Source organism: Irregularibacter muris (genome assembly GCF_024622505.1).
Lineage (GTDB): Bacteria > Bacillota > Clostridia > Eubacteriales > Garciellaceae > Irregularibacter > Irregularibacter muris.
Genome location: NZ_JANKAS010000018.1, coordinates 1 through 23,737, shown reverse-complemented (window position 1 = coordinate 23,737; position 23,737 = coordinate 1). Strand labels below are relative to the sequence as shown.

Genomic DNA, 23,737 nt, shown 5'->3' with positions numbered 1-23,737 from the left:
ATAGAGAGTGACTATGATGAATATTTATACGCGTTGTCGGTTGGTGTCGTATTATGTAAAATAAAAAAATTGAAAAAAACACAATAATTTGGTATAATTTAACTGCTATAAATACACATAATCTTCCTAAGAAATGGAAAAGTGTTTTGCGGAAGTTTACATAAGAGGAGGACATCATGGATTTTCAAGAAGAAATAGATTTGCGAGAAATGTTTAATATGCTCAAAAAAGGGTGGAAGATCATAGCCCTAATAACAGTTCTATCTATTGTTATTAGTGGAGTGATCAGTTTTTTTATTATGGCCCCTGTTTATGAAGCATCTACCACTATGCTAGTGGGGAAGGCTCAGGGTTATGATGCCCAAGTGGATTATCAAGATGTACTGTTGTCCCAAAAACTAGTTAAAACCTATGGGGAGATCATTAAGAAAAAGATTATTTTACAACAAGTCATCACCAATGAAAATCTAGATTTGACTGTGGAAGAATTGTCAGAGAAGGTATCGGTAAATCCTGTGGGAGATACTGAACTGATTCAAATAAAGGTAACAGATAGATATCCTCTACAAGCAACAAAGATTGCTAATGGTATAGGGGTTGTCTTTAGACATCGAATTCAAGACATTATGAATGTGGACAATGTTAGTATTATTGAAGAAGCTACACCCCCTGTACATCCTATTAAGCCCAATAAAAAGCTAAATGTAGCTATTGCAGCGATATTAGGGTTTATGGTAAGTGTGTTCATTATATTCATTAAAGAATACTTAGATAACACCATGAAAACTCCAGAGGATGTGGCTAAGTATTTAGATTTACCAGTGCTAGGATCCATACCTCAGACTCAAGAATAGAAAGTGGAGGATAACCATGAAAGTCAATAATTTATTTACCATACAAAACCCAAAATCTGTTCAGGCAGAAGCCTATAGAATATTAAGAACAAATTTACAGTTTTCCAGTGCAGGAAAGCTAAAAACCATTGTAGTGACCAGTGCAGCACCAGGAGATGGTAAAAGCACCAGTTCTATCAATATGGCCATTACCTTGGCTCAAGCAGAGAAAAGGGTACTCCTCATAGACTGTGATTTGAGAAAGTCAACTATACATAAATATCTGCGGATATCCAATCAAGAGGGATTAACCAATGTACTAGCGGGGATGACTACTCAAGATAAAGTCCTCTTGGCTACAGATATAAAGGGATTACAAGTGATTACAGCAGGACCTACCCCGCCCAACCCAGCAGAATTGCTTCATTCCCAAAGAATGAAAGACTTATTAAAGGAAGTTAGAGAGCAGTATGACTATGTCATCTTAGATACCCCTCCAGTGGTGGCGGTTACCGATGGATCTTTGCTTTCTACCCTAGTAGATGGGACCATTTTGGTGGTATCGGCAGGCAATACTCCCATCGATATTGCGAAAAAAGCAAAGGAAAATCTAGAGAAAGTCCATGCCAATATCTTAGGAGTAGTTTTAAACAAAATAAAGGTAGATAGTGAACAATATTACTACTATGATTATGGGACAAGTCCTGTACCCCAAAAGGGTAACAGGAAAAAGAGGCGTAAAGATAAGAAAATGGAGTGGGCCTAAATGTGGGATTTTCATAGTCATATTTTGCCTAATATAGATGATGGAGCTAAGGACAGTAATGAAACCATAAAAATGGCAAAGATAGCTGTACAAGAAGGAATACATACGATGGTGGCTACACCCCACTATATTCCCTTTGATCACGAAGTACATAAAGATGAAATTTTAGAGAGTATAAAAAAAATCAATGAAGCTTTAAAACGAGAAAATATACCCATAAAAATTTTACCGGGAATGGAAGTCTTTGCAGACTGGGAAATTTTAAAAAGAATAGATCAAGGACAAATCTTAACCATAAATGACACAAGGTATATCCTAATAGAACTACCTATGCATAATATCCCTGACGATATAGATGATCTATTCTTTGAAATAGAAGTAAGAGGACTACTTCCTATCCTGGCGCACCCAGAACGCAACAGGAAAATTCAGAATAATCAAAACATTGTTGCTAAATGGATAGAGAAGGGTGTCCTTACCCAAATAAACACAGGGAGCTTAATGGGTATCTTAGGACAAGCTTCTCAAGAAACAGCTGGAATTCTTCTAAAGCACAATATGGTCCATCTTCTAGGGACTGACGCCCATACATCGGGCAGAAGATCACCTGAAATAAAGGAAGCTATAAATACCATTAAAGAAATATTAACACTTGAACAATGTAAGTTAATTTTAGAAGAATATCCTAAGCAAATTTTAGCCAATGAAATAGTTACTCCAGGGAAACCTGTTTTAGTCAGAAAAAAGAAAAGATTTTTCTTTTTTTAGTATATATGACATAACTAAAGGTCCCCAGGCCTTATGATAAAGATGAGGTAATGAACTATATTCTATATTTGGGCACTTGGAATGTAGGGAGCCAGTAGTGCAACCGGCTTCTTTTAGTATTTTGCTTTTGAATTTGGGGAAAGGCAAAGGCAAAATAATTACTAAAGGGGGAAAAGCGATGAAATCTGTAAAACGCAAATCTATATTAATCCTGTCTGATATTTTTTTTGTTAATCTTTCTGTTGTATTATCTCTACTTTTAATCTTGCCAGTGGAACAATTTAAAACTCAATTTTTAAATTACCTGCCCATTGCCATTTTTACTATTGCCATAAGAATTATCATCTATTATCTTTCAGGACTATATTCTAGCCTTTGGAGATATGCTAGTATTGATGAATTGCTTAATGTAGTGATGGCTGTTACCCTAGGAAGCATAGGCAGTTATTTTTTTGCCCGTCTTGGAAGCTATCACTCTCTAATACAAATACATACCATTATTTGGATGCTAAACATTTTTTTCATTGGAGGAAGCCGCTTTGCCTATCGGATTTTAAGAAGATTAAAATTTAAGGTTTATAAATATGCCTCCCAGAGAAAAAATGTTTTAGTTTATGGAGCTGGAGATGCAGGCTCTATCGTCATTAAAGAATTGGAGACCCATCGGGAATTAGATACCAATATTGTGGCTATGATTGATGATGATCCCGCAAAATTTCGAAGAAGGATCAATGGTGTACCAGTAGTGGGTGGAAAAGACAAATTGATGGAAGCAGTGAAAAAGTATGATGTGGAAGAAATCATTATTGCATTACCTTCTGCCAATCGAAAAAGGATAAAGGAAATCATAGAGTTATGTAACCAAACAGGGTGCAAATTAAAAACTCTTCCAGGAGTATATGAACTTATCGATGGAAAGGTAGATATAAAAAATATCAGAGATGTAGAGATAGAGGACTTATTGGGAAGAGACCCCATAACCTTAAATAACAAAGAAATTAATGATTATATCAAGGGAAAAGTGGTATTGGTTACCGGAGGTGGTGGATCTATAGGTTCAGAACTTTGTCGACAAATTGCCACCTTTGGTCCCCAAAAACTCATTATCTTCGATATTTATGAGAATAATGCCTATGATTTACAATTAGAGCTAAAAAAGAAATATCCAAATCTAGATTTATCTGTACTCATAGGGTCAGTGAGGGATAAAGCTAGAGTCAATAACATTTTTGAAATCTATAAACCTCATGTAGTATTTCATGCGGCGGCCCATAAACACGTACCCTTGATGGAGGATAGCCCTGCCGAGGCCATAAAGAATAATGTTTTTGGCACCATCAATGTGGCAGAGGCTGCCAATCAATACAAAAGTAATAAATTCGTATTGATATCTACGGATAAAGCGGTAAATCCTACTAATATCATGGGGACTACTAAGAGAATAGCAGAGATTACTATTCAAATTATGAACAAACAAAGTGATACTGAATACGTAGCTGTACGCTTTGGCAATGTCCTAGGAAGCAATGGCAGCGTCATTCCAGTATTTCGAAAACAAATAGCTGCTGGGGGACCTGTTACCGTCACCCATCCGGATATTATTAGATACTTTATGACTATTCCAGAAGCCAGTCAACTTGTCCTACAAGCAGGGGGTATGGCTAGGGGTGGGGAGATCTTTATTTTAGACATGGGAGATCCTGTAAAGATAGTGGACTTAGCAAGAGATCTTATTAGGCTGTCAGGATTTATCCCTGATGAAGATATCAAGATAGAATTTACTGGCCTGAGGCCAGGAGAAAAACTCTATGAAGAACTTCTTACGGCCGAAGAAGGATTAGTAGCTACGAAGCATGCGAAGATTCTAATTAGCCAACCCATAAGTCACAATGCCATAGAGTTTATGAAGGAATTAGAAAAGCTTAAGGGAGTACTGAGTAAATCAGGAGAGGAAATAGCCCAGGTGATGAAGGAGATTGTGCCTAGTTTTAGTAGGGTGGGGTAGAAAAAGCTTTTGCTTTAGTAAGTATATTTATGGGGAACACCATCGGGAGTCTTTAAAAGACGCTAAAAAAGAGTTGACTAAGATCTTGGGAACTTGTAGGTGTTATAAAAATGTGTAATGGTACTAAAAGTGCACATGGCAAGATTTATGTTGATGGATTTACTCTAATAGAGTTGATAATGGTAATTACTATTTTAGCCATTTTAGTTCTCATAGCAATACCGTTTTTTCTAGGATATGTAAAAGCTGCTAAAGAGGAAGTTTGTAATGCTAATTGCCCACAGTTAGATAGGAAGTATCAGATGTATTTGCTTATGGAAGAAGCAAAACATACAGAAATTATTTTTGATAAGTTTATGCAGGAACATAGCATAGAAACATGTCCAGATAATGGTGCTATTGATTATAAGGATGGTAAAGTTCAGTGTGAAGTTCATTGCAAACACAATGATGAAAACAGTGGTAACGATGATGGTAGCACTCCTTTTATATGATGGTAATAGTTCTGTTTTTATCGAAGGATTGAATGGTGAGGACGACGTGAGTATGGTGAAAGGATAAAGAGGCTACAACACAGTGATATAAATGGATTCAGCACAACTACTAAATGTACTAATGTTACAGAAGCATTACACGTCTATCCATCCAATCAAGAGATAGAATTATGCAAGATATAGTACTTAAAATCAATCAAATCACTACATAAAGAAGAAAATAAGGTGTACTACACACCACAAATATACATAACCGAAGCAGGAGGAACTATCATGGTTTATTTAAAGATCAAAAGATTAATAGATATCATACTTTCAACACTGGGACTTATCTTATTATCTCCTGTTTTTTTAGTACTCATTATAGCAATCAAGGTTGACTCCCCTGGACCTGTCCTCTTTAAACAGAAGAGAGTCGGGACCCATAAGATTCATTTTCATATATTGAAGTTTAGAACCATGAGAATCGATACACCGAAGGACACACCAACGCATCTTCTTGAAAATCCGGACCAGTGGATTACAACGGTAGGTAAGTTCCTACGTAAAACATCTCTGGATGAGCTACCGCAGATCATCAATACCTTTAAGGGTGAGATGAGTATCATTGGACCTCGTCCAGCGCTCTGGAACCAGTATGATCTGATTGAAGAAAGAGATAAGTACGGTGCTAATGATGTGCCGGTTGGTCTTACAGGCTGGGCGCAGATTAATGGTAGAGATGAACTTGAGATTGATGTTAAGGCTACACTTGATGGAGAATACGCTGAGAAGATGGGACTTCTGATGGATATGAGATGCTTCTTCGGGACAATATTTAGTGTTCTTAGAAGTGATGGTGTTGTTGAAGGTGGGACTGGAACAAAGAAAGCTGATAAAGAGTCAGTGAAACAGTAGGGGTGAGCAGATGTTATTAGTGACAGGGATTACAGGACATACAGGAAGATATTTCTTACAAGAACTTATTGATCATAAATATGAAGGACCAATCCGCTGCATCGTTAGGGAAACATCTGACACTTCAATGTTAGATAACAGCGGATTAAATATTGAGAAGGTTTATGGAGATCTCAACAACAAGGAGTTCGTAAGAAAAGCTGTCAATGGAGTAGACAATATCATGCACATTTATAACATCCATCATTCACCGATGATTGTGGAAGCAGCTATCGAGAACAATGTGAAACGAGCAATCTTAGTACATACAACAGGTATATATTCAAACTTTAAATATGCTTCTCAAGACTATAAAAATATTGAGAAGAAAGTCACAGAAATGACTGCAGATCCAAACTGCCCCACAAAAGTCACGATTCTTAGGCCAACGATGATCTATGGTGATCTTTGTGACAGCAATATGAGTAAGTTTATAAAGATGATAGATAAATTGAGAATACTGCCAGTCATTAACGGCGGCAAGAGTTTAATACAGCCAGTTAATGCTAGAGACTTGGGAAAAGCATTCTATACAGTTCTCATATCTCCTGAAAAAACAGCTGGAAAAGCATATGACTTATCAGGTGAAAAACCTCTAAAGATGATAGAAGTTTTTAAGATGATAAGCGATATGATCAATAAGAAAACAACATTTGTCAGTGTTCCTTTAGGGTTTGGGGTTGTACTTGCCCAAATTGCTAAAGTGCTGACTCTTGGGAAAATAGATTATGTAGAAAGAGTTCAACGTATGGGTGAAGACAGAAGTTATCCTCATGCTGAAGCCAAGAAAGATTTCGACTATAATCCGATGAGTTTTGAAGAGGGCATTCAACTTGAAGTGAATCAGTATTTAAAGAAGTAACTAGATGATGAAAGTAGGATTGACAATATGAAAATAGCTGTACTCTCAAGCCATACGTCATCACTATTTTGGTTTCGTATGGATATGATGAAAGATTTTATAAAACATGGACATTCTGTCATAGCTTTAGGACCAGAACCTGAATCAAACTGGAAGAGCAAGTTTGAGGAAAATGGAATTCATTATAAGCAACTCTTTGTGGAAAGAAATGGCATAAATCCGTTTAGTGATTTAGAAACTTATCGAGAGCTTAAGCAGTTTATGAAAGAAGAGAGGCCAGACAAAATATTTGCATACCAAGCAAAAACTGTAGTTTACGGAAGTCTGGCAGCAAAAGCTAATGGCATTAATGAAGTATATCCACTGATAGCGGGTCTTGGATCGATTTTCAGAGGAGAAGGGCTTAAAAACAAAATAATCAAAACAATAATGAAGACAGAATATCGTTTGGCATGTAATGCAAGCAAGAAGGTGTTTTTCCAAAATAATGATGATAAAAATGAGTTTGTAAATAACGGACTTATTAAAGAAGATAAAATCGTGATTATAAATGGATCTGGTGTGAACCTTGAGAAGTTTAGACCAGAATCATTGCCTGATACACCAGCATTCTTGTTTATAGGTAGACTAATAAAAGATAAAGGTGTTATGGAGTATTTAGAGGCTTGCAAGAGAATTAAGATTGAATATCCTGAAGTAAGGTGTTTACTTGTTGGGCCTTATGATAGCAATCCATCAGCATTACAACCAGAAGAGTTGCAGCCTTTTATAGACGAAAGTATTATCGAGTATTTTGGAGAACAGACCGATGTTAGGCCTTATTTGAAACAGTGTAGCACTTATATATTACCTTCGTATCATGAAGGAACACCTAAGACTGTCCTTGAAGCCATGGCAATAGGACGACCAATTATAACCAGTGATGCTCCAGGATGTAGGGAAACTGTAACAGATGGATACAATGGGTTCCTTGTGTCTATTAAAGATGTAAATGGGTTAGTTGATAAGATGAGAGTCCTAATAGAAGATCGAGAAACAAATAGGATTATGGCAGAACGCAGTTTGAAACTTGCTAAAGAAAAGTATGATGTGAAATTAGTCAATAAATCTATTATGAAAACTATGGAATTATTATAGTGAAAAGGAGAAATTGAAATGAACTTATTTGAAAAAATCAAAAACAGAGAAGAAAAAATTTCACTTGTAGGTCTTGGTTATGTTGGAATGCCAATTGCAGTAGCATTTGCTAAAAAGGCAGAGGTTATTGGATTCGATATTAGTACGGACAAAGTTGAGTTATATAAAAAAGGCATCGATCCAACTAAAGAGGTTGGAGATGATGTGATAAAAGATACAATTGTAGAGTTCACAGCAGATGAGACTAAGCTTAAAGAAGCCAAATTTCACATCGTTGCAGTTCCGACCCCTGTAAATGCTGATCATACACCAAACTTAAAACCAGTAGAATCAGCAAGCAGAACAGTTGGACGAAATCTTACTAAAGGATCAATTGTTGTATTTGAATCTACTGTTTACCCAGGTGTTACAGAAGAAATCTGTATTCCAATTCTTGAAAAAGAGTCTGGAATGAAATGTGGTGAAGATTTCAAAGTAGGATACTCTCCTGAGAGAATCAATCCTGGTGATAAAGTACATAGACTTGAGACAATCGTAAAAGTTGTATCCGGTATGGATGAAGAGTCTCTTGATATTATAGCAAAAGTGTACGAGCTAGTAGTTGATGCCGGAGTACATAGAGCAGAGTCAATTAAAGTTGCTGAAGCTGCAAAGGTTATTGAGAATTCACAGAGAGATATTAATATAGCATTTATGAATGAGCTTTCTATCATTTTTAGTAAGATGGGAATTGATACAAAGGCAGTTCTAAAAGCTGCAGGCACAAAGTGGAACTTCCTAAACTTCTTCCCTGGACTAGTTGGTGGACATTGTATTGGCGTAGATCCATACTACCTCACATACAAAGCTGAACAACTAGGATACCATTCACAAATTATCCTTTCAGGTAGAAGAATCAATGATGATATGGGGAAATATGTGGTTGAGAATTTAATAAAAAATCTCATTAAAGCAGATGTCCCAGTAAAAGATGCAAGAGTTGCTATTCTCGGCTTTACGTTCAAAGAAAACTGTCCTGATACGAGAAATACGAGAGTTATCGATATTGTCAACGAGCTAAAAGAATATGGAATCAATCCGATGATTGCAGATCCGGAGGCAGATGCTGAGGAAGCAAAACATGAGTATGGCATTGTATTTGATTCAGTAGAAGATATAAAAGAGATGGATGCAATAGTTGTAGCTGTTGGCCATGACCAGTTCTTAAGATTTACTCAAAAAGATTTTAATAATATGTTTAAAGAAGGATCTAATGAAAGCAAAGTATTGCTCGATATCAAAGGAATCTTAGATAGAAAAGCATACGAAGTAGCAGGATATAAATACTGGAGACTTTAAGGAAGGGTAGTGCATATCATGGGTTATGGAAATATAACATTTCAACAAGATAGTATTTTTCTCGTAACAGGTGGAGCTGGTTTCATTGGCTCTAACTTGTGTGAAGTTTTATTAGCTAAAGGTTATAAGGTAAGATGCCTAGATGATCTTTCTAATGGTAAACAAGCTAATGTAGACTTATTCATTGTTAATCCTAACTATAATTTTATCAAAGGAGATATAAGAGATCTAGATACTTGCATGAAGGCTTGTGAGGGTGTTGATTATGTACTTAATCAAGCAGCTTGGGGAAGTGTTCCTAGAAGCATTGAGATGCCGTTGCTTTATGAAGAAATCAATATCCGAGGAACACTAAATATGATGGAAGCTGCTAGACAAAACGGAGTGAAGAAGTTTGTCTATGCTTCAAGTTCTTCTGTTTACGGTGATGAACCCAATCTCCCAAAACAAGAGGGGAGAGAAGGTAATTTATTGTCGCCATATGCTTTAACAAAAATGGTTGATGAAGAATATGGAAAGTTATATACAAAACTTTATGGATTAGATACTTATGGTTTAAGATACTTTAACGTATTCGGCAAAAGACAAGATCCAAATGGAGCTTATGCAGCTGTTATTCCTAAGTTTATAAAACAATTACTAAATGATGAAAGGCCTACTATTAATGGTGACGGGAAGCAAAGTAGAGACTTTACTTATATTGAGAATGTAATTGAGGCTAATTTAAAGGCATGTAAAGCAACTTCTAAAGCTGCCGGTGAAGCTTTCAATGTCGCTTATGGTGGAAGAGAGTATTTGATTGATGTTTATCATTCTCTGTGTAAAGCTCTTGGAAAAGAAATTGAACCAATATTTGGACCTGATAGGAAAGGTGATATAAAGCATAGTAATGCTGATATCAATAAAGCGAAAGAGATGCTTGGATATGACCCGAGTTGGAGTTTTGAAAGAGGAATTGAAGCTGCAATAGAATGGTATAGGGAGAATTTATAAAATGACTGAGCCGATTAGGATTTTGCAAGTTTTTGCTGAAATGAATAGAGGTGGAGCAGAGACAATGATTATGAATCTGTATAGGCATATTGATCGAGGAAAAATTCAGTTTGATTTTATTGTACATACCCAAGAAAAATGTGCATTTGACGAAGAGATAGAACAACTTGGAGGTAGAATCTATAGAGTTCCAAAATATGTTGGAAAAAATCATTTAGCCTATAATAATGCTTGGAAAGATTTCTTTATAAGTCATCCTGGTTATAGGATTATTCATGGTCATGTTAGAAGCACTGCGTCAATATATCTTAAAATAGCTAAAAAATATAATTTAACTACGATTGCACATAGTCATAGCACTAATTCGAGAGGAAACAGTATAAGCAGAATAGCGAAAAGAATCTTACAATATTCAATAAGGTATAAATCAGATTATTTATTTGCTTGTTCACATGAGGCTGGATTATGGTTATTTGGTTCAAGGGCAATTAAAAAAGATAATTTCAAGATAATAAAAAATGCAATTGATCTAGAAAAACACACATTTAATCTTGAAGAACGTGATTATGCAAGAAACGAATTAGGGGTTGGAGATAAAATTGTAATAGGGCATGTAGGCAGTTTCACACCTCCTAAAAATCATGATTTTTTAATTGATGTATTTTATGAACTGAGTAAAACTAGCAAAGATTATGTTCTTTTATTGGTAGGGGATGGATATTTAAAAAACATGGTTTTTGATAAGGTTGAAAATCTTGGTTTAAGTGATAAGGTTATATTCACTGGTTCAAGATCTGATGTATACAGAATACTTAAAGCAATGGATATATTTGTATTTCCGTCAATTTTTGAAGGTGTTCCAGTTACTTTGATTGAAGCTCAAGCAATGGGATTACCGTGTCTAATATCAGATAGAATTACAGATGAAATTAAAATATCTAGTAATCTCAAGCACCTATCACTTGACGATACGATAAAGGGTTGGGTAGAACAAATTAGTAAAATGAAATATTATGATAAAGACCAAGAGATATATAGAATGATTAAAGACAAAGGTTACGATATTAGAGAATCAAGTCGAGAGTACCAAAATCTAATAATTGAAATGATAAAAAGAATTGAAAATTAAGTTTCGTTAATTATTTTTTGCTTTGGAGAAAACTTATCTAAAGATTAAAGGCGTGGAGGTGAATAGATGAAAAATTTAAAACTTTTAACTGGTATACTTATTATTGTCATATTCCTTATATCCGTGCTTTTTTCAGAAAATAATAATATGAATCTTAGCATGGTTTTAATTATACTTTCCAGTTCTATGATGCTTTTTTGGGTAAAGGGCATTGTTGGTAATTATACAAATATGACTTTTTTTTTCGTAGCATTTCATATTTTATATGGGATTTCTGGGCCTATTAATGTATTGTGGGGCGATGGACTCCACCGTATATTCTCTCAATCATATAATCTGGAGCCATTCATTTTAGCATACTCTTTGGCAAGTATTGGATTAGTAATTGGTATTGCTTATTTTAATTTGTTGAAAAAAAGATCTTCAGATTATTCAATTGAAGAAAATGCTTTGAGCACAATACAACATAAAAATACATCGTTTTATAAAATTTCGATTCTCTTTTCAATAATTGCCTCGAGCTTTGAAGTTATCAATTTGATTAGGGTTGGTGGTATTGAAATTTTGTTTGGAGGAAAGGCGACATATCAAAGTCTAATCTCAACTCTACCATTAACTTTACCTTCAACTGAGATAATAGTACTTTCATATACGCTATTTGGATTGTATTTGAGTACAGCTGATGAAAAGAAACATAAGAGAAAAATAATTAATAGTATTATGTTTTTAATTATTACATTACCATTCCTATCAATCAAAATGTTGCTAGGGCAGAGGGGGATTTTACTTACTTTATTTGTGTGCCTATTTATAGGTATTACTTATTTTAAACCGATTAGAAAAATTAAACCTAAGATAGTAGTAATCATGTTAGTTTTGTATTTATTCATGAGTTTTTTATTTGCAAATAGATCAATTGCTTTCTTGATTGTAGAAAATCCAAGTTTATTTATAGAGCAAGCGTTTAGTAAAGAAAGACTTTTAGATGCTCTTAATCCTGGTTCGAGCGAATTTGGAACGACTTTTGGGAATTTTAATGAATTTTATAATAAGTATAATGTTGATTTTCAATTAGAGCTTGGTTCTAGTTATCTCGAAGGTTTAGTTATTCCGATACCCTCTTTCATTTACCCTGGTTCTAAACCAAAGCAGATTACGTATGTATTTAGAGATGAGTTTTTTCTTAGTGAAGCAAGTAGAGGTTCTATTGCAGGAACAGGTTTTTCATCATTACTAGAAGCGTACATGAATTTCCACTATATAGGGATTTTTATAGTTTATGCGATATTAGCTTTTTATTTACAAAAAACAGATAAGATTTATAGATATAGATCGTTATACATGATGCTATTATATTTATCAACGATTTCATTAACTATTAGTTTTCATCGAAGTGCTTTTGGGACGGTATTTTCAAGTATATTTTTGATTGCTGTATTAGTTTTTATATTAACCAAAACACTTAAAATTACCGTGAAAACAAACCAATAAATAGTTTATTGTGAGAGGTGTAAAATGAAAAAAAAGATCGTGTTTATTGTTCCCTCTTTAAGAGGCGGTGGAGCTGAGAGAGTTATTACAAATATTCTGCGTAACATCAATAAAAACAAGTTTGACATAGTACTTGTACTAATAAAAAAAGAGGGTGTTTTTCTTAGTATGATACCTGAAAATGTTGAAATTGTTGATTTAAAATCTAATAGGGTTAGGTATGCTTTTTTTAAATTAATAAAAGTAATAAATAACCACAAACCTGACGTGATATTGTCTACATTGGGTCATATGAATCTGGCTCTGTTGTTAATTCGACCATTTTTAAAAAGTAACCCGAGGATACTAGTGAGAGAAGCGAGTACTCCTTCAATGAGTTTATTAGAAATGTCAAAATTTAAGAGAGCAATGTTTAAGTTTTTATACAATTATTTGTATCCTAAAGCCGATCTTGTTATCGCGCAGTGTAACGAAATGAAGGATGACCTAGTTGAGAATTTTAATATTAGAAGTGAAAAAATACAAGCTATTTTCAACCCAATAGATGTTGAAAATATCAAAAATAAACGGGATTTATTTAATCCTTATAATAAGAATGAAGTAAATATTATAGCTGTTGGAAGACTTACTCTTGCGAAAGGCTTTGATACCCTAATTGAGGCTTTTGAAATTGTCAGCAAGAGCATACCCACGGCTCGCCTCTCTATATTAGGAGAGGGGGAATTAAGAGACTCTCTATTACTAAAAGCAAAAGAAAAAAACATTGACAATAAAATTAATATTTTAGGATTTGATGAAAACCCATATCCTTATTACTATTACTCAGATACTTATGTACTTTCCTCTAGGTGGGAGGGTTTCCCCAATACATTGTTAGAAGCGCTAGCTTGTGAAGCGAAAGTCGTTGCAACTGCATGTAAAAGTGGTCCCAAAGAAATAATTGAAAATAATAAATACGGAATATTAGCTGAAGTCAATAATCCAGAAAGCCTTGCTTATGGGATACTGAAATCGTTAGAAGAAAATAACAAGTCAAACAATCGTGCCTTAGTCTTTAGTATTGAGAATATTGTAAAAAAGTATGAAGAGGTATTTTTGATAGAAATAAATGAACTCAAATACAGGTAGCTAGATCTAAAACATCATCAATTTATTGATTTGTTCTGAAGATTCAGTTTGAATAAGGGGTCAAATATCTATGTTTAGACTAATAGAATATTTTAGAAAGAGACAAAATTTTATTATTTATGTGTCACTAAGGGTTCTTGTTATGGCACTCAGTTTAATAACGAATATATTTATTGTTAGGAAATTGTCCGTAAATGATTATGGCATTTTTTCTGTAGCACTTATGTTCATTGGCTTGATTACAACATTTGGATTTAGTTGGAGTTCTTCCTCAATATTATATTTCGGTAGCCGTGAAAAGCTCAAAAGAGGTAATTTAAATCAAACATTTTGGGCGAGAAATATAATAATTGCTGCAAGCTTAGTTATTACGACGATTTTATTTATAGTTTTTAGAAATCAAATTAATTCGTATATAGGATTTGAAGTATCTTTTTTAATTTTAATCTGGCTTTATGTAAGTGTAGCGGAAGATTATTTAAATCAATACTTTCTAGCAATAAAAAAACAACTTTTGTCTAGTTTGTTATCCGTTACTGCAAAGGTTATTTATTTAGGTCTAATATTATTATTTTCTTTTGACATTAAGACACTAATAATAATGAATATAATCAGTCATGCCACTGTTCTATTATATATCTTAGGTATTAATAAGCGAGATGTAGGAAAATTTGAATTTGATAAAAATTGGTTTAAAGAAATATTGAACTTTTCATTATGGCAGTTGTTTGGGTTCTCGGGGCTTTATCTCATAAATTTCGGTGATACTTCAGTTATAAAATACTTTATGACAACAGAAGATGTTGGGCTATACAACGCTGCTTACAAGCTATTCGATGCCATTGCAAATTTTGCATTTGTCATAAGTAGTTATTATGCTGGAAGTGTATCGCAATATTTCGAAAAAACAGAACATAAAAATATTAAAAGTTTTTTTTATAGAGATAGAATAATAATTTTTGGGTTGAGTACAGCTTTACATATAGCTGTAATGGTGTTTTCAAAGCCTATAATTTTATTGTTGTATGGAGAAAAATATATTGATTCAATATTAATTTTCAATGTGTTAATGATTGGTAGTATTTTTAGGTATCTTTCTGTATTCTATATGTTATATTTCAATACCAACAGAAAACATAAGTTGCAGCAGAACATTAACATATTTAGAGCGATTCTCAATTTGGTCTTAGATATTATTTTCATAAAAATGTTCGGACTTGTTGGGCCGGCAATAGGTACAACTGTTGCAATGATTTTAACTTTTATTATTTCTGCTTTCTATTGTGAAAAGAGAATTAAGATAGCATCTGAAGCTTAAAAATCCTTTGTATTATATTTGATTTAAAATAATAACGATATACAATGCAAGAAAGGGGTGTTCTAGAATGATACCAAATTGGAATTATCTTGTTACACAATATAAATATTATAACTTAAATAACTTAACTAAATATTATGATAGTTTTAATGAAGTTATATTAGACGCGGAAAAAAGCATGTTAGATCCAACTGCGATTTTAGAATATATGAAATGGGGATACATACTATCAGACAGGACTATCATCAAAAACATTAGACGGACACCATGGATATCAAAGCCAGATGGAGAACAGTGGGAACATAGTCTTATAAATGAATATAATATCAATAATATTTCCGATGAAAGTACGTTAATTAATAAATTTGTTGCACTATTATTAGATGAAATATCCAAGTTTCTAGATAATAAGGATAGCATTGGAATCTTATTATCAGGTGGCATGGATAGCCGTATTTGTGCAATGCTTATTAATGAGTTAATTAACAGAGGTGATTTTAAAGGAAGCGTGGTTGGGATTACATGGGGTGATGAGAATTCGAGAGATGTTCAATATTCTAGGGAAATTTGTAAGTTATTTAACTGGGAAAGTGTTGTCTTGCCAATCGATGAAAATATTCTTTTAAAGAATATTGATGTTGCTGCTGGATATGGTGCTATGGCTTCACCTATACATCTGCATAATATGGTAGGTGTAAGCAAATTAGAAGGGTTAGATGGAATTTTAGCAGCAAGTTATGGGGATAGTATTGGGCGCGCAGAATATTCAGGAATGCACATTTCAAATTTAAAACCAATGGCAGAGAAAAAGCTTTACAATAAAGAATTATTACTCAACAAGGAAATGGTAAAAATAAGAAAAAGTGAAGCTTATAATGATATAGTGGACTATTATTATAATAAAGATGAGTGGAACGGAAGAACTGAATTTGATTATCAAGCTTTTTACATGAGAAACAAGCTACAATGGTGTATGGATATTATTAATGAAAAGATTCCGTTACATCAATTATTTACTTCACCTGAAGTATATCAGTTCATTTTTTCGTTGAAATGGGAGTTAAGAAATAATCGGATTTACGAAAAAATGTTAAAACTAATGGAACCTCGATTGTTAGAGATACCTTGGGCAAGAACTGGTGCAATCTATGGAAGTTCCAGTACTAGACCATTGGATAGTTACAAAAAGAATTTCCATGAATACCATAGATGGATTCGTAATGATTTAAGAAAACCAATTAAAGATCTAATTCTATCAAAAGAGATTGAAAATACAGGCATTTTTGATATGGATGCTATTGAAACAATCTACTCAATTTATCCCAAACGATCAAAGGAAGGTTTAAATATTTATGATGAATGGTTTATTTGGATAGCATCTATATCTAAGATGATCAAAACTTATGACGACAATTTATTAGTTGATGAGTTACCACAATCGTCTCGGAACTCTAGATTGAATACTATCAGAGCCAAATTTAGTTATAATATACTTGAATTAAGTCAATCAAGTAAGCTGCATTTATATAATTTGAAGAATAAATTTAAATAACCTCTTATAACAATTAACACACTGAAAAGGCTAACGGAGGTGACCATAACCAATGAACATATTAGTAACTGGAGGTTTAGACTTTATCGGCAGCCATACAACAATAGAACTAATCAAAAATAACCATACCGTTTTCATAGCTGATAATCTTATCAACTCTAAGATTGAAGTACTGGACAAGCTATTTACTATAATGGGCATCAAACCAACTTTCTATCAGATTGATGCGATGGATGAAGCGAAGTTAGAAGAAATCTTCGTTAAGCATAAAATCGATGGTGTGATTCACTTCGCTGGTCTAAAAGCTGTTGGGGAGTCTGTTTCCAAGCCACTTGAGTATTACTATAATAATTTGGTAAGTACGGTGGTGCTAAGCAGAATGTGTGTGGAGTACGGAGTTAGGAAGTTTGTGTTCGGTTCATCGGCAACAGTGTATGGTGATCAGCCATCTCCGCTGAAAGAAGATATGGAGCTTAGGGAGACAACTAATCCATACGGTGAGACCAAAGCTATGAGAGAGCGAATTTTGACAGATACGGTTCATGCTAATGATGGATTTTCAGTGAGTCTACTTAGATATTTCAATCCAGTGGGTGCCCATGAGAGTGGATTGATTGGAGAAGATCCTAACGGTATTCTGAACAATCTTATGCCTGTCGTGACAAAAGTGGCTAAGGGTCAATTAGAGAAGTTAAGTGTATTCGGAAACGACTATGATACAATAGATGGGACAGGCGTTCGTGATTATATCCATGTGGTTGATCTTGCCAAAGGTCATGTAAAGGCCATTGAAAATCTTAAAGATGGTGTTAACATCTATAACCTTGGAACCGGCAGAGGAACTTCTGTTTTAGAACTTGTTAATTCCTTTATGAAGGTCAATGACGCAGATGTTCCTTTTGAGATTGTTGGAAGACGTCCGGGTGATATTGCAATCTGCTATGCGGATGCGAGTAAAGCTGAGCAGGAGCTTGGTTGGAAAGCAGAACTTGGGATCGAAGAAATGGTTAGGGATGCATGGAAGTTTGAGCAGAATAATAGATAAGTCGATAGAAGTAGTTGATTCACCTGTTGTATCTTCCCCAGATCGCCAATCCCCTGAGCCCCAAGTTACCAAGATACCATTCATCACATAGGGGGATCTGATAAAGCGTAGATGTTACATTAGTTGATTAGGGTGATGGAGAGAATGGGTGTTTAATATGATTCTGGTTGACTTTCCGGATAGGTAGTGAAAGAGTACGGACAATATAAGAATACTGACATAATACATCAAAGAGAACGGGCATGAAAAGAGTAAGTTAGATAGCTTTGCCCGTTCCACTATTTGATGAAAAGTGCAGCTTTTATTATGATGAGACCGGGAACGTTCGCAAGTTTAGATTGACAGAGAATGGTGTGAATGCAGAAGAAGGCATTGCTAAAGATTTTATTCTCGGAGGTGTGTTATTCAAGAGTGATACCCCTCCATGCAACGTAGACTTGTTGTTTGATGAGCTGAAAATAAACACACCAGAAATTAAGTTTAGGACATTAGCGGGTAAAAAATCAAACTTCTGGACAGCAATAAGCAAGAAACCGATTCAGCAATTTCTTTCATGGCTTGATAGCAGCGGACTCTATGTCCATTATGCTACGTTAAATAATATGTACTTTTCTGTCGTAGATATTGTTGATTCCCTATTTGCTGCCCAGCCACAGTTCAACTTCGGACTAGAGTGGGCACAAGCTCTGAAGGCCAGTTTACATAGATTTGTTATAACCCATATAGATGAGATCCTTTCAATACTCCATAGCTATAATTATCCAAGTTTAGATAAAGAAGATATTAAGAATTTTTGCTATGAGCTAAGCGATCTTATACAATCCTATGGTGACGAAGATTTCTATCTAGAGAATTTCGGGCAATTACTGAAAGTAAATGGACGTAAGGGAGAGTTGGTCTTTATTGAAGATAACACACCTGGCTTATTAGTGGAGGAATATTTCGGACTAAGAGATGGTAGATGTGCATTCTATAAAGATTCTATATATTTTTTTGATGAAGAAGCTGAGGCAGAATTAGCATTAAAGAATACGATTTACACTCTAAATGGCGAGAAGCTGTCCAATTTCAAATTCATTGATTCTAAGAATGAGCGACTGATCCAGATATCTGATGTTTGGGTGGGCTTGCTCGGAAAGTTATTTGCAGAGTTAGATCAGTCTACGCCAGAAATGATCATAAGAAAAATGGAATCACTTACTCAGGAGCAGAAGGAATGTATCCGTATAATAAACTCACTAATAGACAGTGCTGAAAGGCTTTGCAGGGGATTGATTCAGAGTGTGAATAGTATTGAGATGATTCAGAATAGAGGATCGTTATTGGCGTTGATGGATAAATTAATCTGATGGTTTGCTGATAAATGTGAAAACGGTTATTGTATGGGAGGGATATTCATTGAAGAAAGAATATTATTTGTCTGATGCGAAGTTCATTTATTCTAAGGATGAGTTAGGATATCAGGAAGTTTTGGATGATTTTAAAAATGCTGAAGAAATTATCATTGTCACTTTCAATATTTCTGAGAAACAGTCCTTGCTCATTCAACAGCTATCTGAAACTTCTTCAGATACAGAAATAAGTATATTTACGAATATACCTTCGAGGTGGGATACATATTATGGAGACAGTTATAAGAATGCAGCGAGGAAGAAGATAAATATATATCTGACTAAATTAAAACCAGATAGTATTGGGCAGAAAGTTAGTGTTTTCTTTAATTTTGAAAACCACGGAAAAATCATAATGACAAATAATCTGGCATATGTTGGTTCAGCAAATTATTCTGAGGAAAGCAAACATAACATTGAATTTGGAATTATAAGTCGTGATATTGATTTTATTACATTTTTGAAAGAAGAAGTTACTAAAGAACTTGAAAAGTCATCAACTCCATATTTTGAATATGATTATCTTCCATTGCTACTGGAAATAAAAATGCATTTATCAAACTTGTTTGCCCTTAAAGAAGAGTTGTTTGATCAGGTATACTCTTATTATGACGATTTAGATGGAAAAGGGTATTTTTATAATAATACAGAAGAAAGACTAAACCAGAGAACAATAGATAACATTATTGGAGAGTTAGATAATTGTTCAGAACTCATGAGCAAAATTTATGATGCTGCTGATCAATTGACAGAGGATAAGGACCTCTTAGAGGAACTAAATGATTATTATAAGATCTTAAGAACTTTAGAAAATCAATTTGAAGACTTATCCTCAAACGAAGAAGTATATGAATTAGCTTGTTTTGACTCTTCAGAACGGGCAAATCAGAAAATTCAAGATAAATATAGTGTAGAAGCTTATGACGAATATTTAGAGGGTTATGTTCAGAAGGCAATGGATAGCGTCCATGAAGCATTTCAGGATTTATGTCAGGAAGCAAAAGGGTCATTAGATGAAATGCTTAAAATATTAGATGATTATTTAGATTCATCAAAAATAGCACTAGAAAAATTTGAAGAATTAGAGTTTAGAAAGGTAAATGAAAATATAGATAACACATAATGTTAAAGGAGGCCTCAATTCATGGACACAAAGTCAACCTTCAAAGGCACTATAATTTCAATACAGCCTCGCATTCGTTTAACCAGGTCCTTCGACGAGTCCTCTCATACATACCCAGGCTATGCCATTACCTTGGAGGGAGAACTGGACAACACAAATACCACCTTCTCCATCGGCATCGGCAAAACGGTCCATGCCAAACATCAATTCAAAGTAAATGACATTATCCCCGGTGAATGTGTTCCAGTACCGGATCCTGACACCGAACCTACTCAATATTACAAAGTTTCAAAGCTTAAAGTCATCTCATGGTACCATCACTAACACATCATCACCTTGAGAACTGGTGTCGCCGGAGCTGGAAGTTTACAGAGAAAGAGGAAACCGCAGACTAGCAGCCGGGACATATGAGGTTTTCTGTAGTAGCTGCACGTGGGGAGCTAGGATGCCGATTGAGATTATTATTGATAATTGGAATCCAAGAGGCAGGAAGAAATATAGATTTGAGACATTCTGTTATGGTCCATTAGGTTGTAAGCTGTATAAGGCTGGCCCCAATCGTAAGGTGGAAGGCCGGAACGGTATAGTGTACATCGAGGAAGATTGGGTTGATGGTATGAATGTGGAGCATAGGGATCCAGACGAACAGGAATCAATAGAAGAAACGGAGGGATATGAGTGGGATTATTTGACTTTCTTAAAAAGCGAAACAATCAAAATAAACAGATTAGCAAATCAAAAGACAAGAAGGATTTCGACATCAGCTCTATGATAAGTATTAAGTCAGAGATTATCAATACCCCATCCGAGCCTGAGGTTATTCCTGTTGAGAAGATAATCAAAGGCATGAAACTAAATGATGTAGGCTTATATCCACATGAAATACTTCTACTTTCTTATGCACCCAAATATTATCTTGAAGGCAATTCTTATCCTGGATTCTGGTGGTATAAGTACGGTGTTAAAGATGTTGATAAGTGCTTGATATCATTGAAAGATAGAGGCTTTCTCCAAATTGGATCGTTGCGATCGGCAATTGAAAAAGAGATAGCTGCTGTGCTAAAGGATGTATTAAAAGATAATGGATTAAAAGTCTCAGGCAAGAAGGCTGAGTTAGTTCAGCGTCTTATGGATGAAGTACCTGAAGCAACACTGAAAGACATATTCACAAAATATACATACGAGCTGACAGATGCAGGCAAAGAAATTCTAAAGAAAGAAGAATACATTCCATATATCCATCTTCATGGAATTGAGGATCTGGATATCTGGTCTTTAAGTAAGAAAGTGCAGGATAAACCTGGCTACCCATACAGAGATGTTATTTGGGGATATTTGAATGAAAGAAGTATGGTTCATATAAAAAATAAAGACTTTGGATTGTATAGAAACTGTCGTTTTTCAATGTCAGAGTTTGTAAAGGAAGAAGGCAAGCTAGACAATGCTTTTTCTCTTTTAGCAGAGGTCATCCTTTATGATTTAAGTGGATTATCAAACGGTTTTAGTATGCAGTTTATGGATATTTATGGTGATAACTACTTTCCCTACAAGAATTCAATTGTTACAATGGCTCCGGGAATAACTAGCAGAGTTGTTGATTATCAAGAGAAGAAAGGCTTATCTGATGATGGACTAAAGAATAAGTTGTTAGAAGAGATGAGTAGAATTCAATTATCTTTCAGTTTATTTTCAGCAGACGAATGTGTTGAGATTGTACACATGGAAATACATAAGGATGAAGAGAACCTTCAAAAACTTTATAATAAAGTAAAGAGACGGCTTAAGAAGGAGTACGGGTTGAAGAAATAAGAAAATGTAATTGGAGGTGACAGTAAATTGGAAATGCTAATATTTTATTTTTTACTGGCATTGGGAGTAATTGTGCTACCTAGATATATAAGGTATAAAGGTTCTACTTATAAGATTACCAGTGGAAACAGCTTTTTTAAAACAGTATTTGATAAAGGGAACTATGGAGAATTCCTTACATTTAATAAACTCGAGAAGCTGAATGGTCACCATAAGTTAATGACTAACCTATATATACCAAAGGAAGATGGGTCTACTACTGAAATAGATTTGGTTATGATATCAGAAACAGGAATTTATGTCTTTGAATCAAAGAATTATAGTGGATGGATCTTCGGAGATGAAAAGCAAAAGAACTGGACTCAAACTTTACAAAATAAACAGAAGAATAAGTTCTTTAATCCAATCTGGCAGAACAAAGGGCATATAGGTGCTTTGAAATCTGAAGTAGGAATTGATGATGTGGACTTATATAAATCCTATATCATATTCAGCGAAAGGTGCACACTTAAGAAGGTTAACGTAGAATCTAAGAATGTCAAAGTCATTAAAAGAGACAGTCTTTTGAATCATATAAAGAGAGACTTGCTTGAATCAACTAAAGTGTTAAGTATAGAGCAGATTGATGGTATTTATGAAAATCTAGGCAAGTATTGCCTGGCTGATGATAGGCTTAAGCAAGGTCATATTGACGAAATAAAATTGAAAAAAGTTAATAAGTTCTAAAGCAAATTGGACTGTCTGTGTCGAATATATTCTATGTCGAATATATAAAGTATATTTATTTTATATTATAAGCGCTTCCGCGCTCCCATTGAGGGTGTAAATAAGTCTGTGTCTAAGAAAAAGTTTATATCCTAACTGACAAGAAATAATTGATTTGAATCAAGTAAATTTTTGCTAAAACTTATTGGTTTTATATTTGCTAGGGTTATGGATTTTATGCATAAAATCTTATCATTCTAGCAATAGTTTTTATAATTGGGTAAATATGTCTAAATACCAGTCATTAATGTTTTTCCGAAGCTTTATTGGCTTTCTTTTTAATAAAAGATAGGTCTTTAAAATATTTTGGTGTTACCTTTGATATTCAGAGATCCTATCTTCAAAGAAGATCATAAGCTGATTTACGACCATGTCCCAGTTTCTATATCTTTGGGTCCATTTTTTTATGATGTTCTGGCTAGCTAGATAGAGCATTTTCTCTAGAGTCTGATCGGATGGGAAAATGGACTTTGTTTTTGTCACCTTCCTAAACTGGCGATGCAAGCCTTCTATGACGTTTGTAGTGTACATAATTCTTCTAATTTCTGAAGGGAACTTGAAAAAGGGTGATAGTACATCCCAGTTGGTATCCCAGCTCTTTATGGCATAAGGATACTTTTTGCCCCATTTTTCTTCTAGCTGGGTTAGTTTTTCATAGGCTAATTCTTCATTAACTGCAGTATATACTTCTTTAAAATCAGCAGCAAATGCCTTCCTATCTTTATAGTGTAAGCGTCCAATAATCTCATGGATTTAAAATCAATAAAAGGCATGAGACAATAGACTTCAAAAGAGTACTTTTATAGTTCACCGAGTACTCGGTGAACTATAAAAGCTTGAAAGGAGAGATCTCA

At 34.4% G+C, this 23,737-nt stretch carries 22 protein-coding genes, 1 pseudogene and 1 riboswitch; of the genes and pseudogenes, 22 read left to right on the top strand and 1 reads right to left on the bottom strand.

Annotated features, from left to right (window positions below; all coding sequences use genetic code 11):
* Positions 1-176: 176 nt before the first annotated feature.
* The 22 genes from NSA47_RS13980 to NSA47_RS13875 all read left to right on the top strand — a co-directional run bounded on the left by NSA47_RS13980 (position 177) and on the right by NSA47_RS13875 (position 22,844).
* Positions 177-854 (top strand): YveK family protein, encoded by a 678-nt coding sequence (locus NSA47_RS13980; RefSeq protein WP_257533021.1) that lies wholly within the window; start codon positions 177-179, stop codon positions 852-854.
* Between the two features lie 16 nt (positions 855-870).
* The gene (locus tag NSA47_RS13975; protein WP_257533019.1) at positions 871-1,599 is read left to right on the top strand and encodes a CpsD/CapB family tyrosine-protein kinase; all 729 of its coding nucleotides are present in this window, start codon (positions 871-873) and stop codon (positions 1,597-1,599) included.
* Positions 1,600-2,367: a tyrosine-protein phosphatase gene (locus NSA47_RS13970; protein ID WP_257533017.1), complete on the top strand. Its 768-nt coding sequence runs from the start codon at positions 1,600-1,602 to the stop codon at positions 2,365-2,367.
* Between the two features lie 34 nt (positions 2,368-2,401).
* Positions 2,402-2,485: riboswitch (cyclic di-GMP riboswitch) on the top strand.
* A gap of 60 nt (positions 2,486-2,545) precedes the next feature.
* A complete protein-coding gene (locus tag NSA47_RS13965; protein WP_257533015.1) occupies positions 2,546-4,372 on the top strand; it encodes a polysaccharide biosynthesis protein in 1,827 nt (608 codons plus the stop codon).
* Positions 4,373-4,482: 110 nt separating this feature from the next.
* Positions 4,483-4,866 carry a type II secretion system protein gene (locus NSA47_RS13960; RefSeq protein ID WP_257533013.1) on the top strand — a complete coding sequence of 128 codons (384 nt, stop codon included), beginning with the start codon at positions 4,483-4,485 and terminating at the stop codon, positions 4,864-4,866.
* Positions 4,867-5,139: 273 nt separating this feature from the next.
* On the top strand, positions 5,140-5,763 hold the full coding sequence (locus NSA47_RS13955; RefSeq protein ID WP_257533011.1) for a sugar transferase: 624 nt from the start codon (positions 5,140-5,142) through the stop codon (positions 5,761-5,763).
* Positions 5,764-5,773: 10 nt separating this feature from the next.
* Entirely contained in the window at positions 5,774-6,664 is an 891-nt protein-coding gene (locus NSA47_RS13950; RefSeq protein WP_257533009.1) for an SDR family oxidoreductase, read from the top strand.
* A gap of 27 nt (positions 6,665-6,691) precedes the next feature.
* A complete protein-coding gene (locus tag NSA47_RS13945; RefSeq protein ID WP_257533007.1) occupies positions 6,692-7,801 on the top strand; it encodes a glycosyltransferase family 4 protein in 1,110 nt (369 codons plus the stop codon).
* Between the two features lie 18 nt (positions 7,802-7,819).
* On the top strand, positions 7,820-9,139 hold the full coding sequence (locus tag NSA47_RS13940) for a nucleotide sugar dehydrogenase (RefSeq protein ID WP_257533006.1): 1,320 nt from the start codon (positions 7,820-7,822) through the stop codon (positions 9,137-9,139).
* Between the two features lie 18 nt (positions 9,140-9,157).
* A complete protein-coding gene (locus NSA47_RS13935; protein WP_257533003.1) occupies positions 9,158-10,132 on the top strand; it encodes an SDR family oxidoreductase in 975 nt (324 codons plus the stop codon).
* Between the two features lies 1 nt (position 10,133).
* Positions 10,134-11,261 (top strand): glycosyltransferase family 1 protein, encoded by a 1,128-nt coding sequence (locus tag NSA47_RS13930; protein ID WP_257533001.1) that lies wholly within the window; start codon positions 10,134-10,136, stop codon positions 11,259-11,261.
* 66 nt (positions 11,262-11,327) lie between these two features.
* A complete protein-coding gene (locus tag NSA47_RS13925) occupies positions 11,328-12,752 on the top strand; it encodes an O-antigen polymerase (protein ID WP_257532999.1) in 1,425 nt (474 codons plus the stop codon).
* A gap of 24 nt (positions 12,753-12,776) precedes the next feature.
* Entirely contained in the window at positions 12,777-13,880 is a 1,104-nt protein-coding gene (locus NSA47_RS13920; protein ID WP_257532997.1) for a glycosyltransferase, read from the top strand.
* A 70-nt stretch (positions 13,881-13,950) separates the two neighbouring features.
* On the top strand, positions 13,951-15,198 hold the full coding sequence (locus NSA47_RS13915) for a lipopolysaccharide biosynthesis protein (RefSeq protein WP_257532995.1): 1,248 nt from the start codon (positions 13,951-13,953) through the stop codon (positions 15,196-15,198).
* A gap of 67 nt (positions 15,199-15,265) precedes the next feature.
* Entirely contained in the window at positions 15,266-16,750 is a 1,485-nt protein-coding gene (locus NSA47_RS13910) for an asparagine synthetase B family protein (RefSeq protein WP_257532993.1), read from the top strand.
* Between the two features lie 52 nt (positions 16,751-16,802).
* Positions 16,803-17,795, top strand: a complete 993-nt coding sequence (gene galE, locus NSA47_RS13905) for a UDP-glucose 4-epimerase GalE (protein ID WP_257532991.1) — start codon at positions 16,803-16,805, stop codon at positions 17,793-17,795.
* 266 nt (positions 17,796-18,061) lie between these two features.
* Positions 18,062-19,144 carry a DUF3800 domain-containing protein gene (locus NSA47_RS13900; protein WP_257532989.1) on the top strand — a complete coding sequence of 361 codons (1,083 nt, stop codon included), beginning with the start codon at positions 18,062-18,064 and terminating at the stop codon, positions 19,142-19,144.
* 49 nt (positions 19,145-19,193) lie between these two features.
* The gene (locus NSA47_RS13895) at positions 19,194-20,309 is read left to right on the top strand and encodes a phospholipase D-like domain-containing protein (RefSeq protein WP_257532988.1); all 1,116 of its coding nucleotides are present in this window, start codon (positions 19,194-19,196) and stop codon (positions 20,307-20,309) included.
* Between the two features lie 21 nt (positions 20,310-20,330).
* Positions 20,331-20,633 carry a hypothetical protein gene (locus tag NSA47_RS13890; RefSeq protein WP_257532986.1) on the top strand — a complete coding sequence of 101 codons (303 nt, stop codon included), beginning with the start codon at positions 20,331-20,333 and terminating at the stop codon, positions 20,631-20,633.
* A gap of 121 nt (positions 20,634-20,754) precedes the next feature.
* Positions 20,755-21,081: a hypothetical protein gene (locus tag NSA47_RS13885; RefSeq protein WP_257532984.1), complete on the top strand. Its 327-nt coding sequence runs from the start codon at positions 20,755-20,757 to the stop codon at positions 21,079-21,081.
* A complete protein-coding gene (locus tag NSA47_RS13880; RefSeq protein ID WP_257532982.1) occupies positions 21,078-22,118 on the top strand; it encodes an SAP domain-containing protein in 1,041 nt (346 codons plus the stop codon). The genes NSA47_RS13885 and NSA47_RS13880 overlap by 4 nt, the downstream gene beginning before the upstream one ends.
* Positions 22,119-22,151: 33 nt before the next feature.
* Entirely contained in the window at positions 22,152-22,844 is a 693-nt protein-coding gene (locus NSA47_RS13875; RefSeq protein ID WP_257533064.1) for a nuclease-related domain-containing protein, read from the top strand.
* A 351-nt stretch (positions 22,845-23,195) separates the two neighbouring features.
* Here NSA47_RS13875 and NSA47_RS13870 read toward each other — a convergent pair.
* Positions 23,196-23,615 (bottom strand): annotated as a pseudogene (locus tag NSA47_RS13870) (transposase); the annotation flags it as partial.
* Between the last annotated feature and the right edge of the window lie 122 nt (positions 23,616-23,737).